At 67.6% G+C, this 19,145-nt stretch carries 18 protein-coding genes; 12 read left to right on the top strand and 6 right to left on the bottom strand.

The features are described from left to right. Nucleotides 1-78 precede the first annotated feature (78 nt). The 4 genes from ABZ348_RS19370 to ABZ348_RS19355 all read left to right on the top strand — a co-directional run bounded on the left by ABZ348_RS19370 (nt 79) and on the right by ABZ348_RS19355 (nt 3,820). A complete protein-coding gene (locus ABZ348_RS19370) occupies nt 79-870 on the top strand; it encodes an ABC transporter ATP-binding protein (RefSeq protein WP_358934565.1) in 792 nt (263 codons plus the stop codon). A 4-nt stretch (nt 871-874) separates the two neighbouring features. Next, nucleotides 875-1,735, top strand: coding sequence for an ABC transporter permease (locus ABZ348_RS19365; protein WP_358934563.1), 861 nt, complete (start codon nt 875-877; stop codon nt 1,733-1,735). Between the two features lie 76 nt (nt 1,736-1,811). Further along, nucleotides 1,812-2,936 (top strand): ABC transporter substrate-binding protein, encoded by a 1,125-nt coding sequence (locus ABZ348_RS19360; protein WP_358934561.1) that lies wholly within the window; start codon nt 1,812-1,814, stop codon nt 2,934-2,936. Between the two features lie 104 nt (nt 2,937-3,040). Further along, entirely contained in the window at nt 3,041-3,820 is a 780-nt protein-coding gene (locus tag ABZ348_RS19355) for an IclR family transcriptional regulator (protein WP_358934559.1), read from the top strand. A gap of 152 nt (nt 3,821-3,972) precedes the next feature. Here ABZ348_RS19355 and ABZ348_RS19350 read toward each other — a convergent pair whose 3' ends face one another. Continuing rightward, nucleotides 3,973-4,548 carry a hypothetical protein gene (locus ABZ348_RS19350; RefSeq protein WP_358934557.1) on the bottom strand — a complete coding sequence of 192 codons (576 nt, stop codon included), beginning with the start codon at nt 4,546-4,548 and terminating at the stop codon, nt 3,973-3,975. 235 nt (nt 4,549-4,783) lie between these two features. Beyond that, nucleotides 4,784-6,160 (bottom strand): serine hydrolase domain-containing protein, encoded by a 1,377-nt coding sequence (locus tag ABZ348_RS19345; protein WP_358934555.1) that lies wholly within the window; start codon nt 6,158-6,160, stop codon nt 4,784-4,786. Between the two features lie 104 nt (nt 6,161-6,264). Between ABZ348_RS19345 and ABZ348_RS19340 the strand changes: the two genes are divergently transcribed. The 4 genes from ABZ348_RS19340 (at nt 6,265) to ABZ348_RS19325 (ending at nt 10,069) form a co-directional block, all read left to right on the top strand. Continuing rightward, nucleotides 6,265-6,945, top strand: coding sequence for a TetR/AcrR family transcriptional regulator (locus ABZ348_RS19340; protein ID WP_358934553.1), 681 nt, complete (start codon nt 6,265-6,267; stop codon nt 6,943-6,945). A 120-nt stretch (nt 6,946-7,065) separates the two neighbouring features. Beyond that, nucleotides 7,066-7,362 carry a hypothetical protein gene (locus ABZ348_RS19335; protein WP_358934551.1) on the top strand — a complete coding sequence of 99 codons (297 nt, stop codon included), beginning with the start codon at nt 7,066-7,068 and terminating at the stop codon, nt 7,360-7,362. 669 nt (nt 7,363-8,031) lie between these two features. Further along, a complete protein-coding gene (locus tag ABZ348_RS19330; protein WP_358934549.1) occupies nt 8,032-8,538 on the top strand; it encodes a hypothetical protein in 507 nt (168 codons plus the stop codon). Between the two features lie 751 nt (nt 8,539-9,289). Beyond that, nucleotides 9,290-10,069 (top strand): alpha/beta hydrolase, encoded by a 780-nt coding sequence (locus ABZ348_RS19325; RefSeq protein WP_358934547.1) that lies wholly within the window; start codon nt 9,290-9,292, stop codon nt 10,067-10,069. 67 nt (nt 10,070-10,136) lie between these two features. On the opposite strand, the gene ABZ348_RS19320 is transcribed toward ABZ348_RS19325, so the two are convergent. From ABZ348_RS19320 to ABZ348_RS19305, 4 genes are all read right to left on the bottom strand, one after another. After that, nucleotides 10,137-11,054 carry an LLM class flavin-dependent oxidoreductase gene (locus tag ABZ348_RS19320; protein ID WP_358934545.1) on the bottom strand — a complete coding sequence of 306 codons (918 nt, stop codon included), beginning with the start codon at nt 11,052-11,054 and terminating at the stop codon, nt 10,137-10,139. A 441-nt stretch (nt 11,055-11,495) separates the two neighbouring features. Continuing rightward, nucleotides 11,496-12,209 (bottom strand): restriction endonuclease, encoded by a 714-nt coding sequence (locus tag ABZ348_RS19315; RefSeq protein ID WP_358934543.1) that lies wholly within the window; start codon nt 12,207-12,209, stop codon nt 11,496-11,498. Nucleotides 12,210-12,656: 447 nt separating this feature from the next. Beyond that, nucleotides 12,657-13,385, bottom strand: a complete 729-nt coding sequence (locus ABZ348_RS19310) for a polysaccharide deacetylase family protein (RefSeq protein WP_358934541.1) — start codon at nt 13,383-13,385, stop codon at nt 12,657-12,659. Between the two features lie 525 nt (nt 13,386-13,910). Next, entirely contained in the window at nt 13,911-14,675 is a 765-nt protein-coding gene (locus ABZ348_RS19305) for a helix-turn-helix transcriptional regulator (protein WP_358934539.1), read from the bottom strand. Between the two features lie 166 nt (nt 14,676-14,841). Here ABZ348_RS19305 and ABZ348_RS19300 point away from each other — a divergent pair, with 166 nt between their 5' ends. From ABZ348_RS19300 to ABZ348_RS19285, 4 genes are all read left to right on the top strand, one after another. Further along, a complete protein-coding gene (locus tag ABZ348_RS19300; protein WP_358934537.1) occupies nt 14,842-15,876 on the top strand; it encodes an ABC transporter substrate-binding protein in 1,035 nt (344 codons plus the stop codon). A 100-nt stretch (nt 15,877-15,976) separates the two neighbouring features. After that, nucleotides 15,977-17,032 (top strand): iron chelate uptake ABC transporter family permease subunit, encoded by a 1,056-nt coding sequence (locus ABZ348_RS19295; RefSeq protein ID WP_358934535.1) that lies wholly within the window; start codon nt 15,977-15,979, stop codon nt 17,030-17,032. Continuing rightward, a complete protein-coding gene (locus ABZ348_RS19290; protein WP_358934533.1) occupies nt 17,029-18,156 on the top strand; it encodes an iron chelate uptake ABC transporter family permease subunit in 1,128 nt (375 codons plus the stop codon). The genes ABZ348_RS19295 and ABZ348_RS19290 overlap by 4 nt, the downstream gene beginning before the upstream one ends. Nucleotides 18,157-18,215: 59 nt before the next feature. Further along, nucleotides 18,216-19,142 (top strand): ABC transporter ATP-binding protein, encoded by a 927-nt coding sequence (locus tag ABZ348_RS19285; protein WP_358934531.1) that lies wholly within the window; start codon nt 18,216-18,218, stop codon nt 19,140-19,142. Nucleotides 19,143-19,145 lie beyond the last annotated feature (3 nt).

The following is a 19,145-nucleotide window of genomic DNA, read 5'->3' as shown; positions in this document are numbered from 1 at the left end:
CACGTGGTATGCGCAATGCGCTCAAGGAGTTATTGATTCCACCCTGAACCACCTCACGAACCAACGCGGACGGTGCATATGAACCCGATCCTGGAATTCCACGACGTATCCAAGGTCTTCTTCAAGGGCAGCCAGCAGATCCATGCGCTGTCGCAGGTCACCGCCGAAGTCGGAGACGGTGAGCTGCTCGCCATCGTCGGCCCCAGCGGCTGCGGCAAATCCACCCTCCTGAACCTCGCCGCAGGGCTGATGAAGCCCGGCACCGGACGGCTGCTGTACCGGGGCAGGCCCCTCACCGGAGTCAACACCGAGGTCGCCTACATCACCCAGAAGGACAATCTGCTGCCCTGGCGCACGGTCGAGGACAACATCGGCCTCCCTCTCAACCTGGGCGGTCGGGCCCGCCTCAGCAAGCAGGAACGGCACGAACGGATCGCACGACAGATCGAGCTGGTGGGACTCGCCGGTTTCGAGAAGCACTACCCGAGCGAACTCTCCGGCGGGATGCGCAAGCGGGCCCAGCTCGCCCGCTCCCTGGTCTACGAGCCCGATGTGCTCCTCATGGACGAACCCTTCGGAGCACTCGACGCCCAGCTCAAGCTGGTGCTCCAGGCGGAGCTGCTACGCACGTGGGAGGGCACCGGCAAGACGCTCGTCTTCGTCACGCACGACCTCACCGAGGCCATATCCCTCGCCGACCGGGTGATCGTGATGTCCGCCAGGCCCGGCCGGATCAAAGCCGTCGAACGCATCGACCTGCCGCGACCGCGCGACCCCTTCAGCATTCGATTCGAACCCGGCTTCGGAGAGTACTTCGACCGTCTGTGGTCAGCGCTCCGCGAGGACATCCATCAGGGAAGCGAGGCCTAGTCCCATGACCGAAACGACCCTCAACGCCACCGGCGGCAAGCGCATCGACACTGCGGACCCCGTCGACGAGGTCTTCCTCGTCGACCCCAGCATCCGCGAGCGCCGCCGGCGCACCCTCATCGTCACCGTCGCCCGCGTGGCGCTCACCCTGGTGGCCCTCGGCTCCTGGGAGTTGGCGTCGGGTCGGCTGGTGTCGGAGTTCTGGATCAGCAGTCCGGGCGCCGTCTGGTCGGCCCTGGTCGACTTCGCGGGGGAGGGACAACTCCTGCCCGCCGTATGGGCCACGCTGGTGGAGACGGCTCTCGGCTTCGCCGCCGGAGCCGCCGCCGGGATCGCCGTCGGACTGCTCTTCGGCGTCAGCTCGCTGGTGGCGAGGACCCTCGATCCCTTCCTCGTGGCCTTCAACTCCATCCCACGAGTCGCGCTGATCCCGCTGTTCATCCTGTGGTTCGGCATCGGCTTGGAGACCAAGGTGCTCTTCGCCGCCACCCTGGTGTTCTTCCCGGTCTTCATGAACACCTTCGCCGGGGCGCGGGACGTGGACCGCGATCTGATCGACGTCATCCGGGTGATGGGCGCCTCCCGGTTCGACGCGGTACGACAGGTCCTCATCCCCTCGGCCCTCGTCTGGGTCTTCGCGGGACTGCGGATGTCGGTGCCGTTCGCCCTCATCGGTGCCGTGGTCGCCGAGATGTTCACCTCCAACGAGGGGCTCGGCTACCTCATCTCGGTCACCGCCAACCAGTACGACACCGCCGGATCGTTCGCCGCCCTGCTGGTCACCACGGTCCTCGGCCTCGCCCTCACCGGAGCGGTGAGCCTGCTGGAGCGCCGCACCCTGCGCTGGCGCCCCGCCACCGCCTGACCGCCCCGGACCGCCGGCACCCCCACCGGCGTACGGCCCGCCCCACCGCACCCACGCAAGCACGAAAGGTCATCTCATGCTGCCCAGACGCCCCAGCGCACCCCCTTCCCTCCCCGTCCCCTCCCGCCGTACCGTCCTCGGCTGGGCCGCGGGCGCGGCCACCGTGCCGCTCCTCGCCGCTTGCGCCAAGCGGCCCGCCCCCGCCGGGTCGGGCTCCGGCACCGTGGAACTCGTGCACGCCGCCAAGGACTCGCTGTTGTTGTGGTCGGTGAGCTACCTCGCCGAGGACGACGGCTACTACAAGAAGGAGGGGCTCACCGTGAAGCGGGTGCCCCTCGGCGGCGGCCCCGCCGCGATGACGGGGCTGCTCTCCGGCGAGGGCCACGCCAACCTCTCGGCACCGGGTGAACTCCTGTCCGCGGTCGCCAAGGGAAGGCGGCTCAAGGTCCTCCTCGCCCACACGAACTCCATGCCGTCGATCTTCGTGCTCAGCAAGAAGTTCGCCGAGCGCGTCGGCGTCACCGCGGACAGTCCGCTCGCCGAGCGCCGGGCAGCCATCGGCAAGGTCCGCAACGGGCGGTTCGGCATCACCGCCCCCGGCAGCATCACCGACGGATTCACCAGGCTCGCCCTGAGACAGGCCGGTCTCGACCCGGCGAAGGACGCCAAGATCGTCCCCCTCCAGACGGCCGCCAACTCCCTTGCCGCGCTGGCCAACGGTCAGATCGACGGTTTCGTCGGGGTGCCGCCCGCCGCGGAGAAGGCAGTACTCGAATTCGGCGCCGTGCAACTGCTGGTCAACCAGACCGGTGAGATCGAAGGCGCCGACCGTGTCCAAGGCATGACGCTCCAGGCACGCACCGAGGACGTCGAGGCCAACCCCGATCTGTACCGCGCCCTGGTCCGCGCCGACGTCCGCGCCATGCGCGCCCTCATAGACGACCCCGAAGAAGCGGGGAAGCTGCTTCGCAGGACCCGCTTCAGCCAGTTGGAACAACCCATCTGGGAGTACGCGTGGAAGCTCGTCCAGCTCTCCTGGCGATCCCCGATCGTCCCGCGTGACTCACTGGCGGCCTGGTTCGACAACCGGCTGGTCGCCGACACGGACGGCACATCGTTCGCCTACGACGAAGTCCTCGACATGAGGTTCGCCGAAGAGGCCCTGAAGGCCACCGGCTGGAAACCAGCGGGCTTGACATGACAGAGTTGACAGCGCAATACGCGAAGTGTTGACGTATTGCGCACAGAGCCAACGCATTCCGCACGATCATTTCCGACCGGACATCACCTCGCCGTGGAGGCCCCGTGACAACGAAACAGACCCAGGCCCCCGAAGCCGCCGAGGCGCCGGCCAGGCGGTCAGTGGTCCAATCGGTGACGCGGGCCTTCGATCTGCTGAACCTCCTCCGGGACAGCACGGCCCCGATGTCCGTACAGGAAATCGCCCGCAGCGCCGGTCTGGACCGCACGGTGGTCCACCGGCTGCTGCGGTCCCTGCTCCCCCAAGGCATGGTGGTCGAGGAGCGCGGCCTCTTCGGAGTCGGCCCGGCGTCCATCCTGTTGGCAAACCGCTACCTCGACGACCTCCTGGTGCGCAGACTGGCGCTGCCGTACATGGTCGAACTCCAGGCGAACGACATCGCCGACAAGCCCTGGACGGCGAACCTGTCCGTCGCGGTCGGCGATGTGTCCGCGGTGATCGAACGGATCTGGACGCCCAGCACTCCCCTCGATCTCGTACTCAGCGTGGGAGACACCTTCCCCATCGACAGCACGGCGACCGGCCGCAGCATCCTGGCGTACTACGAGCCGGACCGGCTCGTCGACACCGTCGGCGCCCAACGGGCGGCCGAGTTGGCCGACACCTTCGCGAGCGTTCGTTCGGCGGGTGGTGTTGGCCTGTCCCGAGGCGAGGCGGTGCCCGGCGTGGAGGCGGTCGCGGCAGTGATCCTCTCCCGCCGCCAAGCACCGGTCGCGGCCATCAGCGTCTCCGGGGTCGACCTCGGAGACCAGATGGACTCCGTGTCCCCGCTGGCCCAGACCCTGCGTCGCGCCGCGGCCGCCATCGGACAGATGATCGCCTGACGCTCTTCGCACCGAACGGTCGCGCCGGTCGGTAGCCCCGTCGAGGGACGGCGGGACCAGGCCGGTACGGACGCCGCCCACCAGGCAGAGGAGATTCGGAGCCAGGCCGCCCGGGCATCCAGAGTGCGCCCGGGCAGCCCGGTTTCCTACGTCTACCAGGTGTGGGCGACGTCCACGATCAGCTTGTCGCCGGACTGGAGGACCCGGAACGGAAGCTTGGCGCGCACCCCGAGGCCCACCTGCGTCTGTCCTTCGAAGCTCGCACCGAACTTGGTGTCCTTGAAGGTCCGGTATCCGGTGATGTTCACCCCCGGCAGCGGCTGTGCGCCCCGACCGGGATAGACGACACTGCCGGTCTCCGGGTCGTAGCTGGGAGCGTTCACGAAGATCTGGAGGATGGCACCGCCCTTGACCGGGATCTGCGTGCCGGTGCCGTCCTGGTGGAAGGCGTTGACATAGCTGACGTGGTACCCGATCTTGCCGGTGGCGCCGGTTATGTCGAAGACCATACGGTCGTAGCACGCGTGTTGACCCGTGCGAATGTTCTTCAGCGTCTCGAAGCTCGTACCGGTGAGTGCTTCGGTGCCGCTTCCCCAAGGGGTGGAACACACGGGCGCCGAGGGGGCCTTGCCCGCCTGGCCGGTCGCGGCGCCCGCCGCCCCGGCCGATCCGACCACTGCGGCTCCCGCCAGCACCATGGCCGCGGCAACCGTTCCTAACTGTCGCATGACCTACCTCCATCGTATTGAACTCGGACTGTCCGCGGCGGGGTTCACCCGCCGCGCTCTTCACCCTTCCACCACAGGGACTTGGCGACATCCGCACACATACTCAGCCGGCGGATCCGTACGGAGCGAGGCACGGAATGACTCTCCTCCGTGTCGCCCGGAATTCCCAGGGACATCTTCCACGAAAAGCTGAGCTAAGGGTCACCGGGGCGACGGGGAGCGAGTCCTCATCGGATCACAACACTGGCGTGGTCCGGTTGAAGAGTCGGCCGGCAAGGTCGACACCGACGATCTCGCCCTTGCCATTGCGGGAGAAGTAGCCGCGCTGCCCGGAAAGACCGCCCTCGGTGACGACGTACTCATCGCCATCACCGGGGAGGAACCCGATGGCCGCGGCACCGTAGTCCGGGGGCATCTCCTCGTCCGACGCCTCGCGGATCTCCGGCTTGATCTCGACGGCCAGGGTGAGCCGGGTGCCGTCGGTGGCGATGTCGACGTTCATGGCGTCGATCTCATAGCGGCCGACGACCTGACGGGCCCGCCGTTCGTCGTATGGGACCGGTTCCACCGTCCGCTCGACGATGCCGAGGTGGTGTTCGAGCGCCCACTTCACCATGGACTGGTTGAAGAGGTATCCGTCGGGGCCGGCATTGGCCAGGGAGACCACGGCGAAGTCGCGCTCGGGCACGATGAGCAGTTCGGCGAACTGGCCGTTGCCCGAGCCGCCGTGTCCGATTCCCCGCACACCATCCAGGTCGTGCAGGAACCAACAGATGCCGAAACCGTCGCCGAGGGTGCTGGCGCGCAGTGCGACCGTCTGCTCCCGCATGAGGTGGAGCGCTTCGGCGGGCAACACCCCTTCTCCGTCGCCGAGTTGGAAGCGGGCCCAACGCAGCAGATCGCTCACGGACGAGGCGAGGCCGCCGCCGGGATTGTCACCGCGCGCGCCTTCCCTGAACGCACCCCAGGGCCGGGCCGCCCGCAACGCATCGCCACTGTCCGGATTGTGACCCACCGAGAACTTGCGGACCATCACCTCGGTGAGGCCGTACACGGTGTCCGAGAGTCCTACGGGCCCCAGGACGAGCGAGGACATGGCCTGTTCGAAGGGCAGGCCCGTGACCTTTTCGACGACCCGTCCGGCCAGGTTGTATCCGGCCTGGCTGTATGAGGCGCGAGCGCCGGGAGGTGCGATCAGCGGCAGTTCGGGCAGCTTGGCCACGAGCCCGGCCAAGGAACGGTCGCCGTGCCCGTCGTCGATCAGGTTCCAGTCCAGACCGGCGGTGTGGTTGAGCAGGTTGAGCACGGTGATCTCGGCCGTGGCCTGTTCGTCGGCGAGTTGCAACTCGGGGACGTAGCGCCGTACGGGAGCGTCCAGATCCACCTTCCCCTCCGCGACCAGGCGCATCAGCGCGGTCGCCGTGAAGGTCTTGGACACCGACGCCAGCGGGAACAGCGTCCTCTCGTCGACCGGCTGTGGGTTGGCGAGGCTCGTCACTCCGTGCGCGGCGTAGGTCTCACGACCGTCCAACAGTACTCCGACGGCGACGCCCGGCACTCCGAACTCCTCGGCCCGCGCCCGGGTGAAATCCAACAGTTCCTTCTGCGACATCTGCTCCCCCTCCGAAACTTGAACTAAGTACGAGAGCAGCGTAGACCGCCACTTGAACAAAGTGCAAGCGCGGGCATGAACTAAGTTCAACTAGAGTGAGGGCCATGCCGCGAGACACACTGACCCCCGACCGGATCGTCCGTGCAGCCATCGAACTGTTGGATGAGGAGGGACTGGACGGCCTCAACATGCGCAGCCTGGCCAAGCGGCTCGGCTCGGCGGCCACGGCCGTCTACTGGCACATCAAGACCAAGGACGAGTTGGTTCGACTCGCCAGCGATGCCGTCTGGCTTGAGGTCGAACCGCCCGACCTCGACAGCATGGACTGGCGCACGGCCGCCACCGCCCAAGCCACCGACATGCACCGGATGCTCACCCGGCACCCCTGGCTCGGCCAGGCGTTCGGCAGCCACTTCCTGTACGGCCCCGGTCAGGCAGGCCACGACGACCTGAGCCTCGCCATCTATGAGAAGGCGGGTTTCGGGGCCGCCGACGCGAGCCGGGCCGCCGGCACCGTGCTCCTCTTCGTACTCGGCAGTGCTCTCGGACCTGCCGCCGAGGTCTCGTTGAACCGCCGGCTGAGCAAGAACGGTGCCGACGCCGAGCAATCGATGGCGGATGCCATGGCACACGCCACCGAGATCGCCCGGCGATTCCCCCGGCTGCGCGAACGCCTCGACACCACCGCCGCCTCTCAGTACGCGGCAGCGCCCGACCACACCTTTGAGTTCGGCCTCCGATCCATCCTCGACGGCTTCGAAGCCCGCCTCACCGCGAACACCTGACCACAACCCGCCGATTCGGCTCCACGCGCCACCCTCATCTCCCATGACGAACGAACGCGTCACACCGGGAGAGATCCACCCCGCCCGGCTCGAACAGCCGGAAGAGATGCTGGCGTTCCTGTGCGTCATCGGGCTGAGCCTGGAGGACGCGATCCGGGTGCGCGCCCGCCTGCTCCTAGGCGTCTTCGCCATGTCCTCCTCGTCGACTATCGCTACGACCCCGGTGACGAGACCGAACGCTCCTTCATTCGGCAGCCGGTACCCGCGCCCCTGCTCGACGCCCATCCCGAACTGGACCTACCGAACGCTCGGGCAGCAGCAGAACTGCCCCCGATCAGCAGTGACGAGTACTTCGACCAGCTCGTGGATGACGCGCTCGCCCTGATCGAGCACAAACTCAACCCACGCCGACCGTAGGGCCGTTCCACGGCAGGCAGTAGGGGACACGACTTCCACCCGTCGGCGCACGGTCGACCGCCCGAATGGCCGTGGTGTGGAGCAACGCCACGGAGTGGGCCACTCCGCACTATGCCCTCACCCCGTTGCAACAACGGCACACTGACCATGGGGATGCGGGGGTGGAAGTGACCACTGTTGGGTAACGGGACGGCAGTTGACCCCTGGGCCGCAGCCATCGCACCCATCGTCCTCACACGAATGGACACCGTTGTCCTCAGCGTCGGCCCACTCCATTGGCAGTCGTGAACCGTTCCCGTTGTCATTGCATCCCATGCACCCGCCCCAGGTCATCGACGGTCTTCGGCGGACGGTTGCCCTCGAACGCCTCGGACCAGCGCAGGTGAATGCACTGTTGGGGGCGGGTTGTCACCGGGTCGTTGGGAGGTGCCGTGCTGTTTCGGCCGAGGTGTTGCGCGGCAGTAGACGGTTTCACCTGCGAACACGCAGGTGGACGTTTACTCAGAACGACCGGAATCAAACCGAACCCACCGAACCGCCCTTGTCGGGGGCCTATGCAACTGTGACCATTCGAACGCACGCTCTGCGGTGGCCGGCACGAGGGACAGATCCGGTCGGCCCATCCGTTGGTTTCTGTCCGACGAGCGACCTACTAGGAGTTCCTTCCTCATGATCCGATCGAGACTTCGTACGCTTCTGCTCGGCAGCGGGTCCGCGGCCGTGATGCTGGCCGCCGCACTGGTTCCGACGACCGCGTCAGCCTCGACACCCCCCGCCGAACGCTCCGCCGCGGACAGCCGTGGGGCAGTCGCCAAGGCCGAGAGCGGGGCTCTCGCGGGGTTCTGGTCCTGCTCCATCCCGCCCGGCTACATTTACAGCGACACGCAGAACACACTGAGCTGTGGAGGGACCGGCTTCCGGACCCAGTACTTCGTCCAGCCGCCATCGGACAGTCTCTGGGCGTGCACGACCGCCTCGGGCTTCACCTACACGAGCACACAGAGCACCCTCGACTGCTCCACCAGCGGCTTCCGCACCAAGTACTTCCTGCGCACGCCCACAACGGGACTGTGGGCATGTTCCGTCCCATCGGGCTTCACCTACACGAGCACACAGAGCACCCTCGACTGCTCCACCAGCGGCTTCCGCACCAAGTACCTGTTGCAAGCCTACTGACGGACCGCCCGGACCCCGGTCCGCCGGCTCTCGGGCCCCTTCCCCCGCCGGTGACGCGCATCTGACGACCGTACAGATGACGACGGCCCGAGACTGACCGCGGTACGGCAATGGACCAAGGCCCCACCGCGCGACCCCGCCCGGACACGACCGGTGCCGGCACGGATCCCGTGCACCCCACCGCCCCACTGACTCCGGGTCCCGTCCGGCCACTCCCCCGCACAAGACTTCCACCACGAGCAACCACCACGAGGCGGAAGCTTCCGCCTCGAAACAACGTACGGCCTGTCGTGCGTGTGTCGCCGCACCGTCGTTGCAGAGGTGCAGCGACACACACGGAGACGTCGGCACGTCTCGGAGTGGCGGGAATCGCTGCTTCAACGACCGTCCGCGTGGGCGTCCACCCCCTGGGGTGCCCACGCGGACTCGGCGTTTCCGAGTAGATGGAATCGGAGTCCAGAAGGACCGATCCACTCTACCGTCGCCGCAGACAATTCCCCCTACGCCCTCGGTCGCATACACATCAGCAAAAGGGACTAGGACCATGGTCCCTGCCGATCGATAGCCGTTTTCACACTCCCCTTTGCTAAGGTCGGCATCGAATCAACTGGCCAGGCATATTCCCTGCGGGGAATGAGGAATTTAGCAGCCGCGCACCGCGCTGAACCCTTCGCTGAATTCATCACCATGCCGCGACTGTCCAAAGCTCCACCAGGACGGCGAACGGCCGGTCCAGGAAAGGATGCCGATCATGCCCCATGCCGCCTACACCGATGGTTCCGTACAGTACGAAGTGGAAGGAACCGGCCCCGGCCTCGCCCTGGTGCACGGGGTCGGCGGTAGTGCTGAGGGAGCCTTCGGCACGGTCGTCAAGGTCCTTGCAGAGGACCGCACCGTCATCCGCCCCAACCTCAGCGGTAGCGGCGAGACCACCGACCGCGGCGGGCCGCTGACCCTCAGCCAGCTCGCCGAGCAGACCGCCAGCGTCATCGAGGACGCCGTCGACGGACCGGTTGACCTGCTCGGATTCTCCCTCGGTGGCGCAGTCGCGGCAACAGTGGCGGCCGAACGCCCTGACCTCGTCAACAAGCTCATCCTGGCCGGTTCCTGGGCGTATCCGGATCCGCGGCACCGGTTCTACTTCGAGACCTGGGCCAAGTTACTGGCAACTGATCTCGATCTGTTCAGACGATTCACCACACTGACCGGGTTCAGTCCCACCGCGGTCAACAGTTGGGGCCACGACGGTTTGGCAGCCTCGCTCGACAACCACGCCTGGCCGGAAGCGGGCATCTCTCGGCAGATCGAGATGGGTCTACTGAGTGACATTCGGGGAATTCTGCCGAAGATCACCGCTCCCACCTTCATCATCGGCTTCGCGCAGGACGAGATGATTCCCATCGAGGGCTCACGGCAATTGCATTCCGGAATTCCCGGCAGCACCCTCACGGAGATCGAAGGCCAGGGCCACATGGACTGGATCGGAAATCCGAACCAGATGATCGAACTGGTGCGGAACTTCCTCGGCTGAGGAAAGCAGGACCGGGCATGCGGAACAGCCTGCGCATCCCGGTCAGCCGGTCACCTCTGTGGCCCCCTCAGTGAGCCGCGACGGCGGCGCGGACCGCGGGAATGACCTCGTCGGCGAACCGTCGTGCCGTGTCGAGGTCGGCCTCACCGCTGGAGTCGGTCAGATGGGTGTTAAATCCTCCTGCCCCGTGCTCCAGGACGGCACCGGTGAGCTCCTCGATCCACTGCCGGGTGGATCCGCCGACCCAGCGCCCTTCGGCATCCCGGGGAGCGGGCAGGTCGTGGTCGGTGAGAGCACCGCCGAAGTTGAAGTAGGAGATGACCTCGGAGGGGTCCCGGCCCGCTTCCTGAGCGGCGCGGTCGACCAACGGGCGGGAGGTGCGGTACCGCTCGGACAGCCAGTCCGCGCCGAAACTCGGGATCCAGCCGTCCGTGAGGCGCCCGGTGATCGCCAGGGCCCGAGGGCCGTTCGCCCCAGTCCAGATCCTGGGCGTGGGTACGGGGGCGGGCGTCGCCTTGGCGACCTGGTAGAACCGCCCCTCGTAGGTGACCTGGGCGGTTCCGCCCCCCGTGAGCTTTCCGATGAGGACGATGGCCTCCTCGAAGGCACTCACCGCGTCCCCGGGGCTCATCCGTGGCACGCCGAACTGCGTGATGCGGTCCCAGATCCCGCCGGAGCCCAGTCCGAGGACGAACCGCCCTCCGGAGAGGGAGGACAGCGCCGCGACCGTACGGGCCAGGACCGGTGCGGGGCGCAGTGGCAGATTGGTGACGCCCACGTACCCACTGATCCGTCGGGTGTGGCCCAGCGCATAGCCGAGCGTCGCGTACGCCTCGTGCCGGTCGCCGGCGTAGGGGTGGTCCATGACGGAGAAGAGGTCGTACCCCGACTCGTCCGCCATCCGAAGTCGCCTGGTCAGTTCCTCCGAATGGGGGAGGGGTGTGTTGAGGTCCAGCCCGAAGTACGGGGGCTGTTGCAGTGCCATGGTGTCCACTCCTCGTCGTCCGGAATGCTTTGGGTGACCCGCTCTCGCTCGACTCCTTCCCTCCCCGGAACGTCGTGGAGGTGCGCGTCCGGCGTGTGTGGTCGCGGGTCGGCCCTTGTTGCTGCTTGCGGTGGCTCGGGCTCACCGCTCGGCAGCGCGGTGAGGCAGGTGACACAACACCAACAAGATGACCACACGGGGGCGCGCCTCGCTCTCGCCGGGGGTTGCTCGTCGTCCTGCTGCACGCCGGCGGCCCGGACCACCCCAGTCTGCTGCCGCTCGCCGACCCGACTCGTCGACCGGCATACCGTCGTCCTGCCGGACCTGCGGGGATACGGTCGTTCCCGGTGCGCCGACCCGTCGCGTCACATCTGGGCCCAGTACACCTGGGACCTCGGGGAGGGACCGCATGACGTTGTCCTGTCTGGACGGGAGGTCGGGTCAGGACAGTGAGGTCGGGCGGCGCGGTGGCGGCACGGTGCCGAGGAGGTCCCACAGCGGTGTGGAACCTGCGGCCCACTGCGCCAGGAGAGCGCGGTTGACCAGATGGAGGTCCTGTGAGCGGGCGAAGTCGACGGCCTTCGCGGTGAAGCGACCGTTGGTGACGAGTACGACCACATCACCGTGGTGCACGGGGCGGCCGGTGCCGTTCAGTACATGGAGGTCGGGCGTTCCGACCGCGGATCCGGCCGTGCCCGCCTTCCGGTGTTTGCACTGGATGACCCATCGGCGACCGTACGGATCGGTGGCCTTCACATCAGCGCCGTTGTCACCGGCTCCCCCGACCTGCTCCGCGTCGGAGCACCCGTCCCGACGCATCAGATCACGGACGGCGTACTCGAACTGGCGGTGGTGCAGGGCGTCGATCTGCGGCATTGCGAACCGCAGCCCGCGTTGGCGTGCCTCTGCCCATCGGCTGCGCTCCCGCCGGCGCACTGCCCAGACTCCGGCTCCACCCGCGACGGCGACCAGGAGCAGGACGAGGACGGGCGGATGTGCCGTCAGCCATCGCAACACCCCCACCACCAGGCTCCCCAACGCCACGACCACGAACGCACCGAGGGCCAGCATGGAACTGCTGCTGCCGCCGCGCCGACGGATCGGCCGCCGACGCGGCCGTCCGGTCCTCCGCCGGGCCGGGCGACGCCGACTCATGGCTCACCGTCCGTGCGACTGACCGTCCTGGTGGGCATCACGTCCCTCTCCCCCCTGGGCGCCCTGCGCCCGGGCTTCCGTCCGCCAACGGCAGAGCCCGGAAGTGCGGGCCGCCTCCCGGCCTTCCTGTGTATCCAGCACGGCGACGCTCCATGACCCGCTTGACCGGAGTTGGCGGCAAAAGACCTTCCTTGGCCTGAACGCACCGATGGGTGAACAGGGATGGAACGCTCCGGTCCGAACGGGCACGTCCATGGGGAGGAGTTGTTCGAGCAGCTGACCAGGCGTTGCGGTGTGGTCGGCGCGACAACCGACAACCGATGGCCCCAGGCGCCGTCGGCCGTCCGGGCACCGGGCCGCGAACGGTCGACGACGAACCACTGAACCAGCGGATGGTGTGTCACGTTCCCTGCGACTAGGCGGGGGTTGGCACCGGGGTCGCCTGTATCACCAACGCTCGGCCTTGGCGTGGAAGGTCAGGCCCGGCCATGCCTGGACCGGCGTGGGTGAGTACACGATCCGTCCCGCACACAACTTGCGCTCCGCCAGCCCTTCGACAATCTTCGGAATGGCGGCGAGCGTCGCCGGGATGCCGTCGTGGAGGAGGACGATGCCTCCCGACTGCACCGTGAGTGCGTTCGCCACGATGGCATCGCTCGAAATGCCGCTCCAGTCGACCGTGTCGGCCGTCCAGATCACCTCCGTCATTCCAAGTCTCGCCGCGTCCTGTCTCGTTCGGGCATCCGTGCTCCCGAACGGCGGCCGGAAGAGCGTCGGTGCACGGCCTGTCTGTTCCCGGACGACGCGGCTGGTGTCGCGCAGTTCCGCGAAGGCGGTGGCCGCATCGAGCGCGACGAGGTTCGGGTGGGTGTACGAGTGGTTGCCGATGCGGTGGCCGTCGGCGGCGATACGGCGGGTTCCGTTCGGGTCCGCAGCAGCCAGGGCGCCGGTCACGAACCAGGTGGCCCGCACTCGCCCAGCATCGCGCAGTGCCTTGAGGTACGCGGGCGTACTGGCCGTCGGGCCGTCGTCGAAGGTGAGCGCCACATAGCCCCCGGAGCAACGGTTCCCGGTTTCACCCTGTGCCTGTGCGACTCCCGGTACCAACGCGAACGTCGACATCAGGGTCGCCAGCGCAGCGCCGAGCCATATCCGCGACCTGACTCGCTTCTTCATTCCGTTTTCCTCTCGATCGACGATTCGTCGTGGGAGGGGGGTTCCCGGAACGGCTCGAAGGTCGGTTCACACCGTGGGTGCCGCACCTCCGGGGGTGGTGCCCCGACCCCCGCTTGCCGTCCATCTCCGTCCCTTCCACACGAGGCCGGGTCGTCTCGCACGTCCGTACGAGCTTCGGCCGGAGACCATTGAACGCGAGCAGGGGCTGCATGGGGGAAGTAATCCCGGATTCCACAGGGTGTTCCCAACTGCCCTGTAGATATGGGGTGTTGCGATGTCGACCACTCGTTCCGCTCCTCGGGGAACGAGCTCACATATACCGGACATCCCCGACTGAAAGGCCCTCGCCCCGTCCCGACGGAGAGACGAAGCCCACCTTCACCTGCCATGTCATCTGTTGTGACACCAAACACGGGCATCAATCAGAGCCCGTGCAACGATCAGCTCCGAGGCCCGCGGGTCGGCGGTCGGCACGGCGATCACGTCAGTACCGCAGAAGAAGGAGTTGACGGCCCGTCAGTTGTGCTAATCCGGCGTTGCGTACGTGGTGGGGCTCATGCCGTAGAAGTCGCGAAAGGCGCGGGCGAAGCTGCTGGGGTCCTCGTAGCCCACGCGTTGGGTCACGGAGACCACCGACGAACCCGCACGCAGGAGTCGGGCCGCGGCATGCATACGGCTCCTGGTGCGCCATTGCCCGAACGTGAATCCGGTCTCCGCGACGAAGGCCCGCTCCAGACTGCGACCGCTGGTCCGCACTTCGAGTGCCCAATCGAGGATGCGCCGGTCGTCGCCCGGATTGAACAACAGGGCACCGGCCACCGCCGCGGCGCCGGGACTCGTCGGCAACGGCAGATCGTCGGGGGCCAGTACACGGCGCTCAAGGATCGACAACACCTGCCGTTGGATGTTCGCGGACGGTCGGATGATCGTGCTCTGACTCTGGTGAAGGGCGAGGAAGTAGATCTTCTCGTCGTTGCGGATCGAAACGACCGTGATGTCCGTGAGCACCGTTGCGATCTCGTCCACCGAGATCGACAGCGGGAACAGTACGGAGTTCGCCCGGACCTCCAGTGAGTGCCTGGTTCCCGCGGGCAGCCAGATGACCTCCCCTTCGGTGATCTCTACGGTCGTCTCTCCACACTGCACCAGGGTGCTGCCCCTGATCTGCCAGAGCGCCATATGTTCGTCGTCGTGCACCCGCTCGGGGATGTCGACACTCGGAATGTGGAGCGGGAAGTCCAGCGAGGAGAGGTTCGCGTGTGATCGCGCATCACGTCGCCTCGGGGTCATCCGCTCACTCCCCCTGTCGTGATCTGCATCGAAGTTGTCGTTTTTCGCACTGGAGACATCACATAGGCAAGGCTAACCATAGTTGGGAGCCCGTGTCGCCCAGTCCGCTCGGTCGTCGCACAGGGCTGGCACAGAGCACCACTACTCGGAAGGCCCCATGCACGCCATGCGCAACCCCCGCTCCCGCGCCGCCCGGCTGGTCGGCGCCCTCATCACCGGCCTGGTGCTGATCACCGCATGTGGGACCTCCGGCGATCCCGCTACGGACAAGGGCTCGGCCAAGACCTCGACTTCCCTGCCAGCTGCCGAAGGTTCGACCACCTATCCACTCACTCTCAAGACGCCTTTCGGCAGCACCAAACTCGACAAGCGCCCGAACCGCATTGCGATCGTCACCGCGAACACCCTCGATACGGATGCGCTGCTCGCCCTCGGCGGTACGCCGGTGTTCGCGCCGTCGACCGTCGACCGCAACCCCTGGCTCGACAAGGGCGACGTCGCGGGCATCAAGACGCTGTGGGACGCGGAAGCGGGAACCGAGGTGTCCGCCGAGTCGGTGGCCGCCGCCTCCCCTGACCTCATCGTCGCCCTCGCCGCGTATGAGACGTTCGACCAGGCCCGATTCGACAAGCTCAGCGCCATCGCACCCGTGCTCTACGCGGCTCAGGGCGATCTGAGCTGGCAGGAGCTCACCCGGAAGTTGGGCAGCACCCTCGACCTCACGGCCACTGCCGAGAAGGCCGTCGCAGCCGCGGAGAAGAAGGTGGTGCAGACACGCGCGGCCCACCCCGAGTTCAAGGGCAGGAGCGCCACCCACGTCATCGTGTACGACGAGAAGTACGGTCCGTACTACGCGAGTGCTCCCGGCTCCGACACCGCACTCCTCCTCGAACAGCTCGGCTTCGTCCTGCCCGCCGCCGCGTCGAAGTTCACCAAGGACGGCACCATCAGCGATGAGCTCGTCGGTCTTATCGACGCCGACTTCCTGCTCCTGAGCACCTCTGCCAACCCCGAGTACTTCGTCGACGCACCACTGGTCAAGGCCGTCCCGGCCGTCGCAGATGGGCGGGCGATCACCAATCCGGCGGACAAGAAGACGTCGACCAACCACTTCGCCTGGGGACTCAACGTCCAGAGCGTGCTGAGCGTGCCCTGGCTGATCGAGCAGCTCGCCGAGTTCGGTGCGAAGGCGATCCGTTGAGACACAGCACCGAGGGGGGCCGGCCGGACACGGTCGGCTTCCCCGCCCACTCCGGAACCGCTCCCGAGGGCACCGTCTCCCCCGGGGCGGTCGTCCGCGCATGACGATCACTCGCGCCCCCGCAGGGAGCCTCTCGGCCGCCCGCCGCGACCCGAGCGCCGGCGCACCGCGCCGCATCCTCGGCCTGGTGGTGCTCCTGTTCCTCCTCACGGTGACCGTGTCGGCGAGCTTGGCCGTCGGTGCCAACGACGTGCCCGTCGCACAGGTGTGGCGAGGGTTCTGGACCCCCGACACATCGGAGGCGTCGGTCATCGTCTGGACGTTGAGGGTGCCGCGCACGGTCGTCGGCATCGCCGTGGGGGCTGCGCTGGGGGTGGCGGGGGCTGTGATCCAGGCGCTGACGCGCAATCCGCTCGCCGACCCGGGCATCCTCGGTGTGAACGCGGGCGCCGGGTTCGCCGTCACTCTCGGCGTGGGCTTCTTCGGCCTGTCCGGGATCACCGGCTACGTCTGGTTCGCGTTCGCGGGGGCCACGATCGCCACGGTGCTGGTGTACCTCATCGGCTCGGCCACGCGGGGGACGGCATCGCCGGTGACACTCGTCCTGGCCGGAGTCGCCCTCGGCGCGGTGCTCAACGGATTCAGCACCTTCTTGACCCTGATCAACCCGGAGACCTTCCGCTCGATCCGCAATTGGGGCTTGGGGTCCATCGCCCGCACGAGCTTCGACGACACGCTGGTGGTCGCTCCGCTCCTCGGCGTCGGACTACTGATCGCGGTGGCGGTCTCGGGTTCGCTGAACTCGATCGCCCTCGGCGACGACCTCGCGGTTTCGCTGGGGACGAAGGTGGTGCGCACGAGGATCCTGGGCGTGGTCGCCGTAACCCTGTTGGCCGGCGGCGCCACGGCGCTCACCGGCGGGATCGCGTTCGTGGGTCTGATGGTGCCGCACATCGTCCGCTGGTTCGTCGGGCCCGACCAACGGTGGATCATCGTCTACTCCGCGCTGGTCGGCCCAGTGCTGATCCTCGCTTCAGACGTGCTCGGGCGGGTGATCGCCCGCCCCGGCGAGATAGAGGTCGGCATTCTGACCGCCGTGATCGGTGCGCCCGCGCTGATCGCACTCGTACGACGTCGGAAGGCGAGCGGACTGTGAGGGGAGACATCTCGGGGAACCCGCCCGGCGGTGTCCGGTCGGTGGATGCGCGTGGCTCGGGCGCAGTCGAGTTCGGCTATGCGGTCCGCGCCGTGCGCTGCCGCTGGTTCTCCGTACGGATCGGCGTTCGCCAAGCCACCGTGACCGGGGTCCTGTTCCTCACGGCGGTGACGCTGGCCCTGGTGGCGATCCGGTTCGGGGAGTACGCGTTGACGATCGGGGACGTCGTCGCGGCACTCACCGGGTCCGGCGCGGACTTCCATCGGATGATCGTGGTGGAGTGGCGGCTACCGGTGGCCGTGGCCGCCCTCGTGTTCGGTGCGCTGTTGGGCATCGGCGGGGCGATCTTCCAGTCGCTGACCCGCAACCCCCTCGGTTCGCCGGACGTGATCGGTTTCGACGCCGGCTCCTACACCGCCGTGGTGCTGTCCATCCTGGTCCTCGGGAAGGGCGGTTACTGGTCCGTCGCCGGCGCGGCGATCGTGGGAGGTCTGGGAACGGCGTTCCTGGTGTACGTACTTGCCTACCGACGCGGTGTGCAGGGGTTCCGACTGATCATCGTGGGCATCGGAGTGTCCGCGATGCTCGGTTCGATCAACGCCTATCTGATCACGCGTGCCGATCTGAGCGATGCGATGACCGTGGGGTTCTGGGGTGCCGGGTCCATCAGCCGCGTGACGTGGAGCAGCATGGTCCCTTCGCTGTTCATCGCCGCGGTGATCGCTCTGGCCGCGGCGCTCCTCGCCCCGGCACTGCGTCGCTTGGAACTGGGCGACGACGCGGCCGTCACCCAGGGCACCAGGGTCCACTCGGTCCGGCTCGCGTTGTTGGTGGTCGGGGTCGCGACGGCCGCCCTGGTGACCGCCGCAGCGGGGCCGATCGGGTTCATCGCCCTCATCGCACCGCAACTGGCCCGGCGGTTGACCCGCTCTCCCGGTGTGGGGATGCTCCCCGCAGCCGCGATGGGGGCGGTGCTGCTCGCTGCGGCGCACTTCCTGGCGCTCCTCGTCGCACAGTCCTACCGGCCGATCCCGGTCGGTCTGCTCACCGTGTGTCTGGGCGGTCTCTATCTGATCTGGCTCCTGGTGCAGGAGTCCCGGCGTCAGTACGGGGCAGCCCGATGACCTCTCCCGCCTCCGCGGCATCGTCGATGCCTCCCGAAGAGAACGATCACATGACCCTCATGACCGATGAGAGACGAACCGACGATCCCGTCGCCGAGCCGGCCGCCCCGTCGCGACTCGTCGTCGACGGAGCAACCATCGGGTACGACGGGGCCGTCGTCTCCGACCACCTTTCGGTACGGATACCGGACGGGTCGTTCACGGCGATCATCGGCCCGAACGGGTGCGGCAAGTCCACCCTGTTGCGTGCCCTCGCCCGGGTGCTGACCCCGACGGCGGGCCAGGTGCTGCTGGACGGAAAGGCGATTGGCACCTACCGCTCCAAGGAGATCGCCCGCCGCATGGGGCTGCTCCCCCAGACCTCCCTTGCGCCCGACGGGATCCGGGTCGCGGATCTGGTGTCCCGTGGTCGCGCCCCCTACCAGAGCCTGTTCCACCAGTGGCGCCCCGATGACGAGGAGGCCGTGGCGGCAGCGATGCGCGCGACGCGGGTGACCGAACTGTCCGGTCGTCTGGTGGACGAACTGTCGGGCGGGCAGCGGCAGCGGGTGTGGGTGGCGATGCTGCTGGCGCAGCAGACGCGGATCGTGCTGCTGGACGAACCGACCACCTTCTTGGACATCGCCCACCAGTACGAGCTGATGGAGTTGTTCCGCACCTTCCACGACGAGGGCAAGACGATCGTGGCGGTGCTCCACGATCTGAACCAGGCCGCCCGTTACGCGGACCACCTCGTCGTCATGCGCGACGGTGGCGTCGTCACCACCGGCAGCCCACGGGAGGTCATCACCGCGGAGCTGATCGAGGAGGTCTTCGGGCTGCGTTCCCTCGTCGTTCCCGATCCCGTGACGGGCACCCCGACGGTGGTGCCGTTGGATCCGAGAGCGACACCCCCCAAGCCCGATGCAGCTGTTGCACCCGCCTCTCCCAACGGCACGGTTGCGCCCAGCGGCACGGTCCCGGTCGACACCCACGCGCAGAAGTGAGAC

This window comes from Streptomyces sp. NPDC005963 (assembly GCF_040638655.1).
Classification (GTDB): domain Bacteria; phylum Actinomycetota; class Actinomycetes; order Streptomycetales; family Streptomycetaceae; genus Streptomyces.
This window is presented reverse-complemented; position numbering and strand designations above follow the sequence as displayed.

What these genes read in the sequence shown, in the direction of transcription:
- ABZ348_RS19345 (WP_358934555.1), bottom strand. Translation starts at nt 6,160, where the DNA reads ATGTCGCAGAAGGAACTGTTGGATTTCACCCGGGCGCGGGCCGAGGAG.
- ABZ348_RS19325 (WP_358934547.1), top strand. Translation starts at nt 9,290, where the DNA reads ATGCCCCATGCCGCCTACACCGATGGTTCCGTACAGTACGAAGTGGAA.
- ABZ348_RS19350 (WP_358934557.1), bottom strand. Translation starts at nt 4,548, where the DNA reads ATGCGACAGTTAGGAACGGTTGCCGCGGCCATGGTGCTGGCGGGAGCC.
- ABZ348_RS19330 (WP_358934549.1), top strand. Translation starts at nt 8,032, where the DNA reads ATGATCCGATCGAGACTTCGTACGCTTCTGCTCGGCAGCGGGTCCGCG.
- ABZ348_RS19305 (WP_358934539.1), bottom strand. Translation starts at nt 14,675, where the DNA reads ATGACCCCGAGGCGACGTGATGCGCGATCACACGCGAACCTCTCCTCG.
- ABZ348_RS19295 (WP_358934535.1), top strand. Translation starts at nt 15,977, where the DNA reads ATGACGATCACTCGCGCCCCCGCAGGGAGCCTCTCGGCCGCCCGCCGC.
- ABZ348_RS19310 (WP_358934541.1), bottom strand. Translation starts at nt 13,385, where the DNA reads ATGAAGAAGCGAGTCAGGTCGCGGATATGGCTCGGCGCTGCGCTGGCG.
- ABZ348_RS19370 (WP_358934565.1), top strand. Translation starts at nt 79, where the DNA reads ATGAACCCGATCCTGGAATTCCACGACGTATCCAAGGTCTTCTTCAAG.
- ABZ348_RS19365 (WP_358934563.1), top strand. Translation starts at nt 875, where the DNA reads ATGACCGAAACGACCCTCAACGCCACCGGCGGCAAGCGCATCGACACT.
- ABZ348_RS19285 (WP_358934531.1), top strand. Translation starts at nt 18,216, where the DNA reads ATGACCGATGAGAGACGAACCGACGATCCCGTCGCCGAGCCGGCCGCC.
- ABZ348_RS19315 (WP_358934543.1), bottom strand. Translation starts at nt 12,209, where the DNA reads ATGAGTCGGCGTCGCCCGGCCCGGCGGAGGACCGGACGGCCGCGTCGG.
- ABZ348_RS19320 (WP_358934545.1), bottom strand. Translation starts at nt 11,054, where the DNA reads ATGGCACTGCAACAGCCCCCGTACTTCGGGCTGGACCTCAACACACCC.
- ABZ348_RS19300 (WP_358934537.1), top strand. Translation starts at nt 14,842, where the DNA reads ATGCGCAACCCCCGCTCCCGCGCCGCCCGGCTGGTCGGCGCCCTCATC.
- ABZ348_RS19340 (WP_358934553.1), top strand. Translation starts at nt 6,265, where the DNA reads ATGCCGCGAGACACACTGACCCCCGACCGGATCGTCCGTGCAGCCATC.
- ABZ348_RS19360 (WP_358934561.1), top strand. Translation starts at nt 1,812, where the DNA reads ATGCTGCCCAGACGCCCCAGCGCACCCCCTTCCCTCCCCGTCCCCTCC.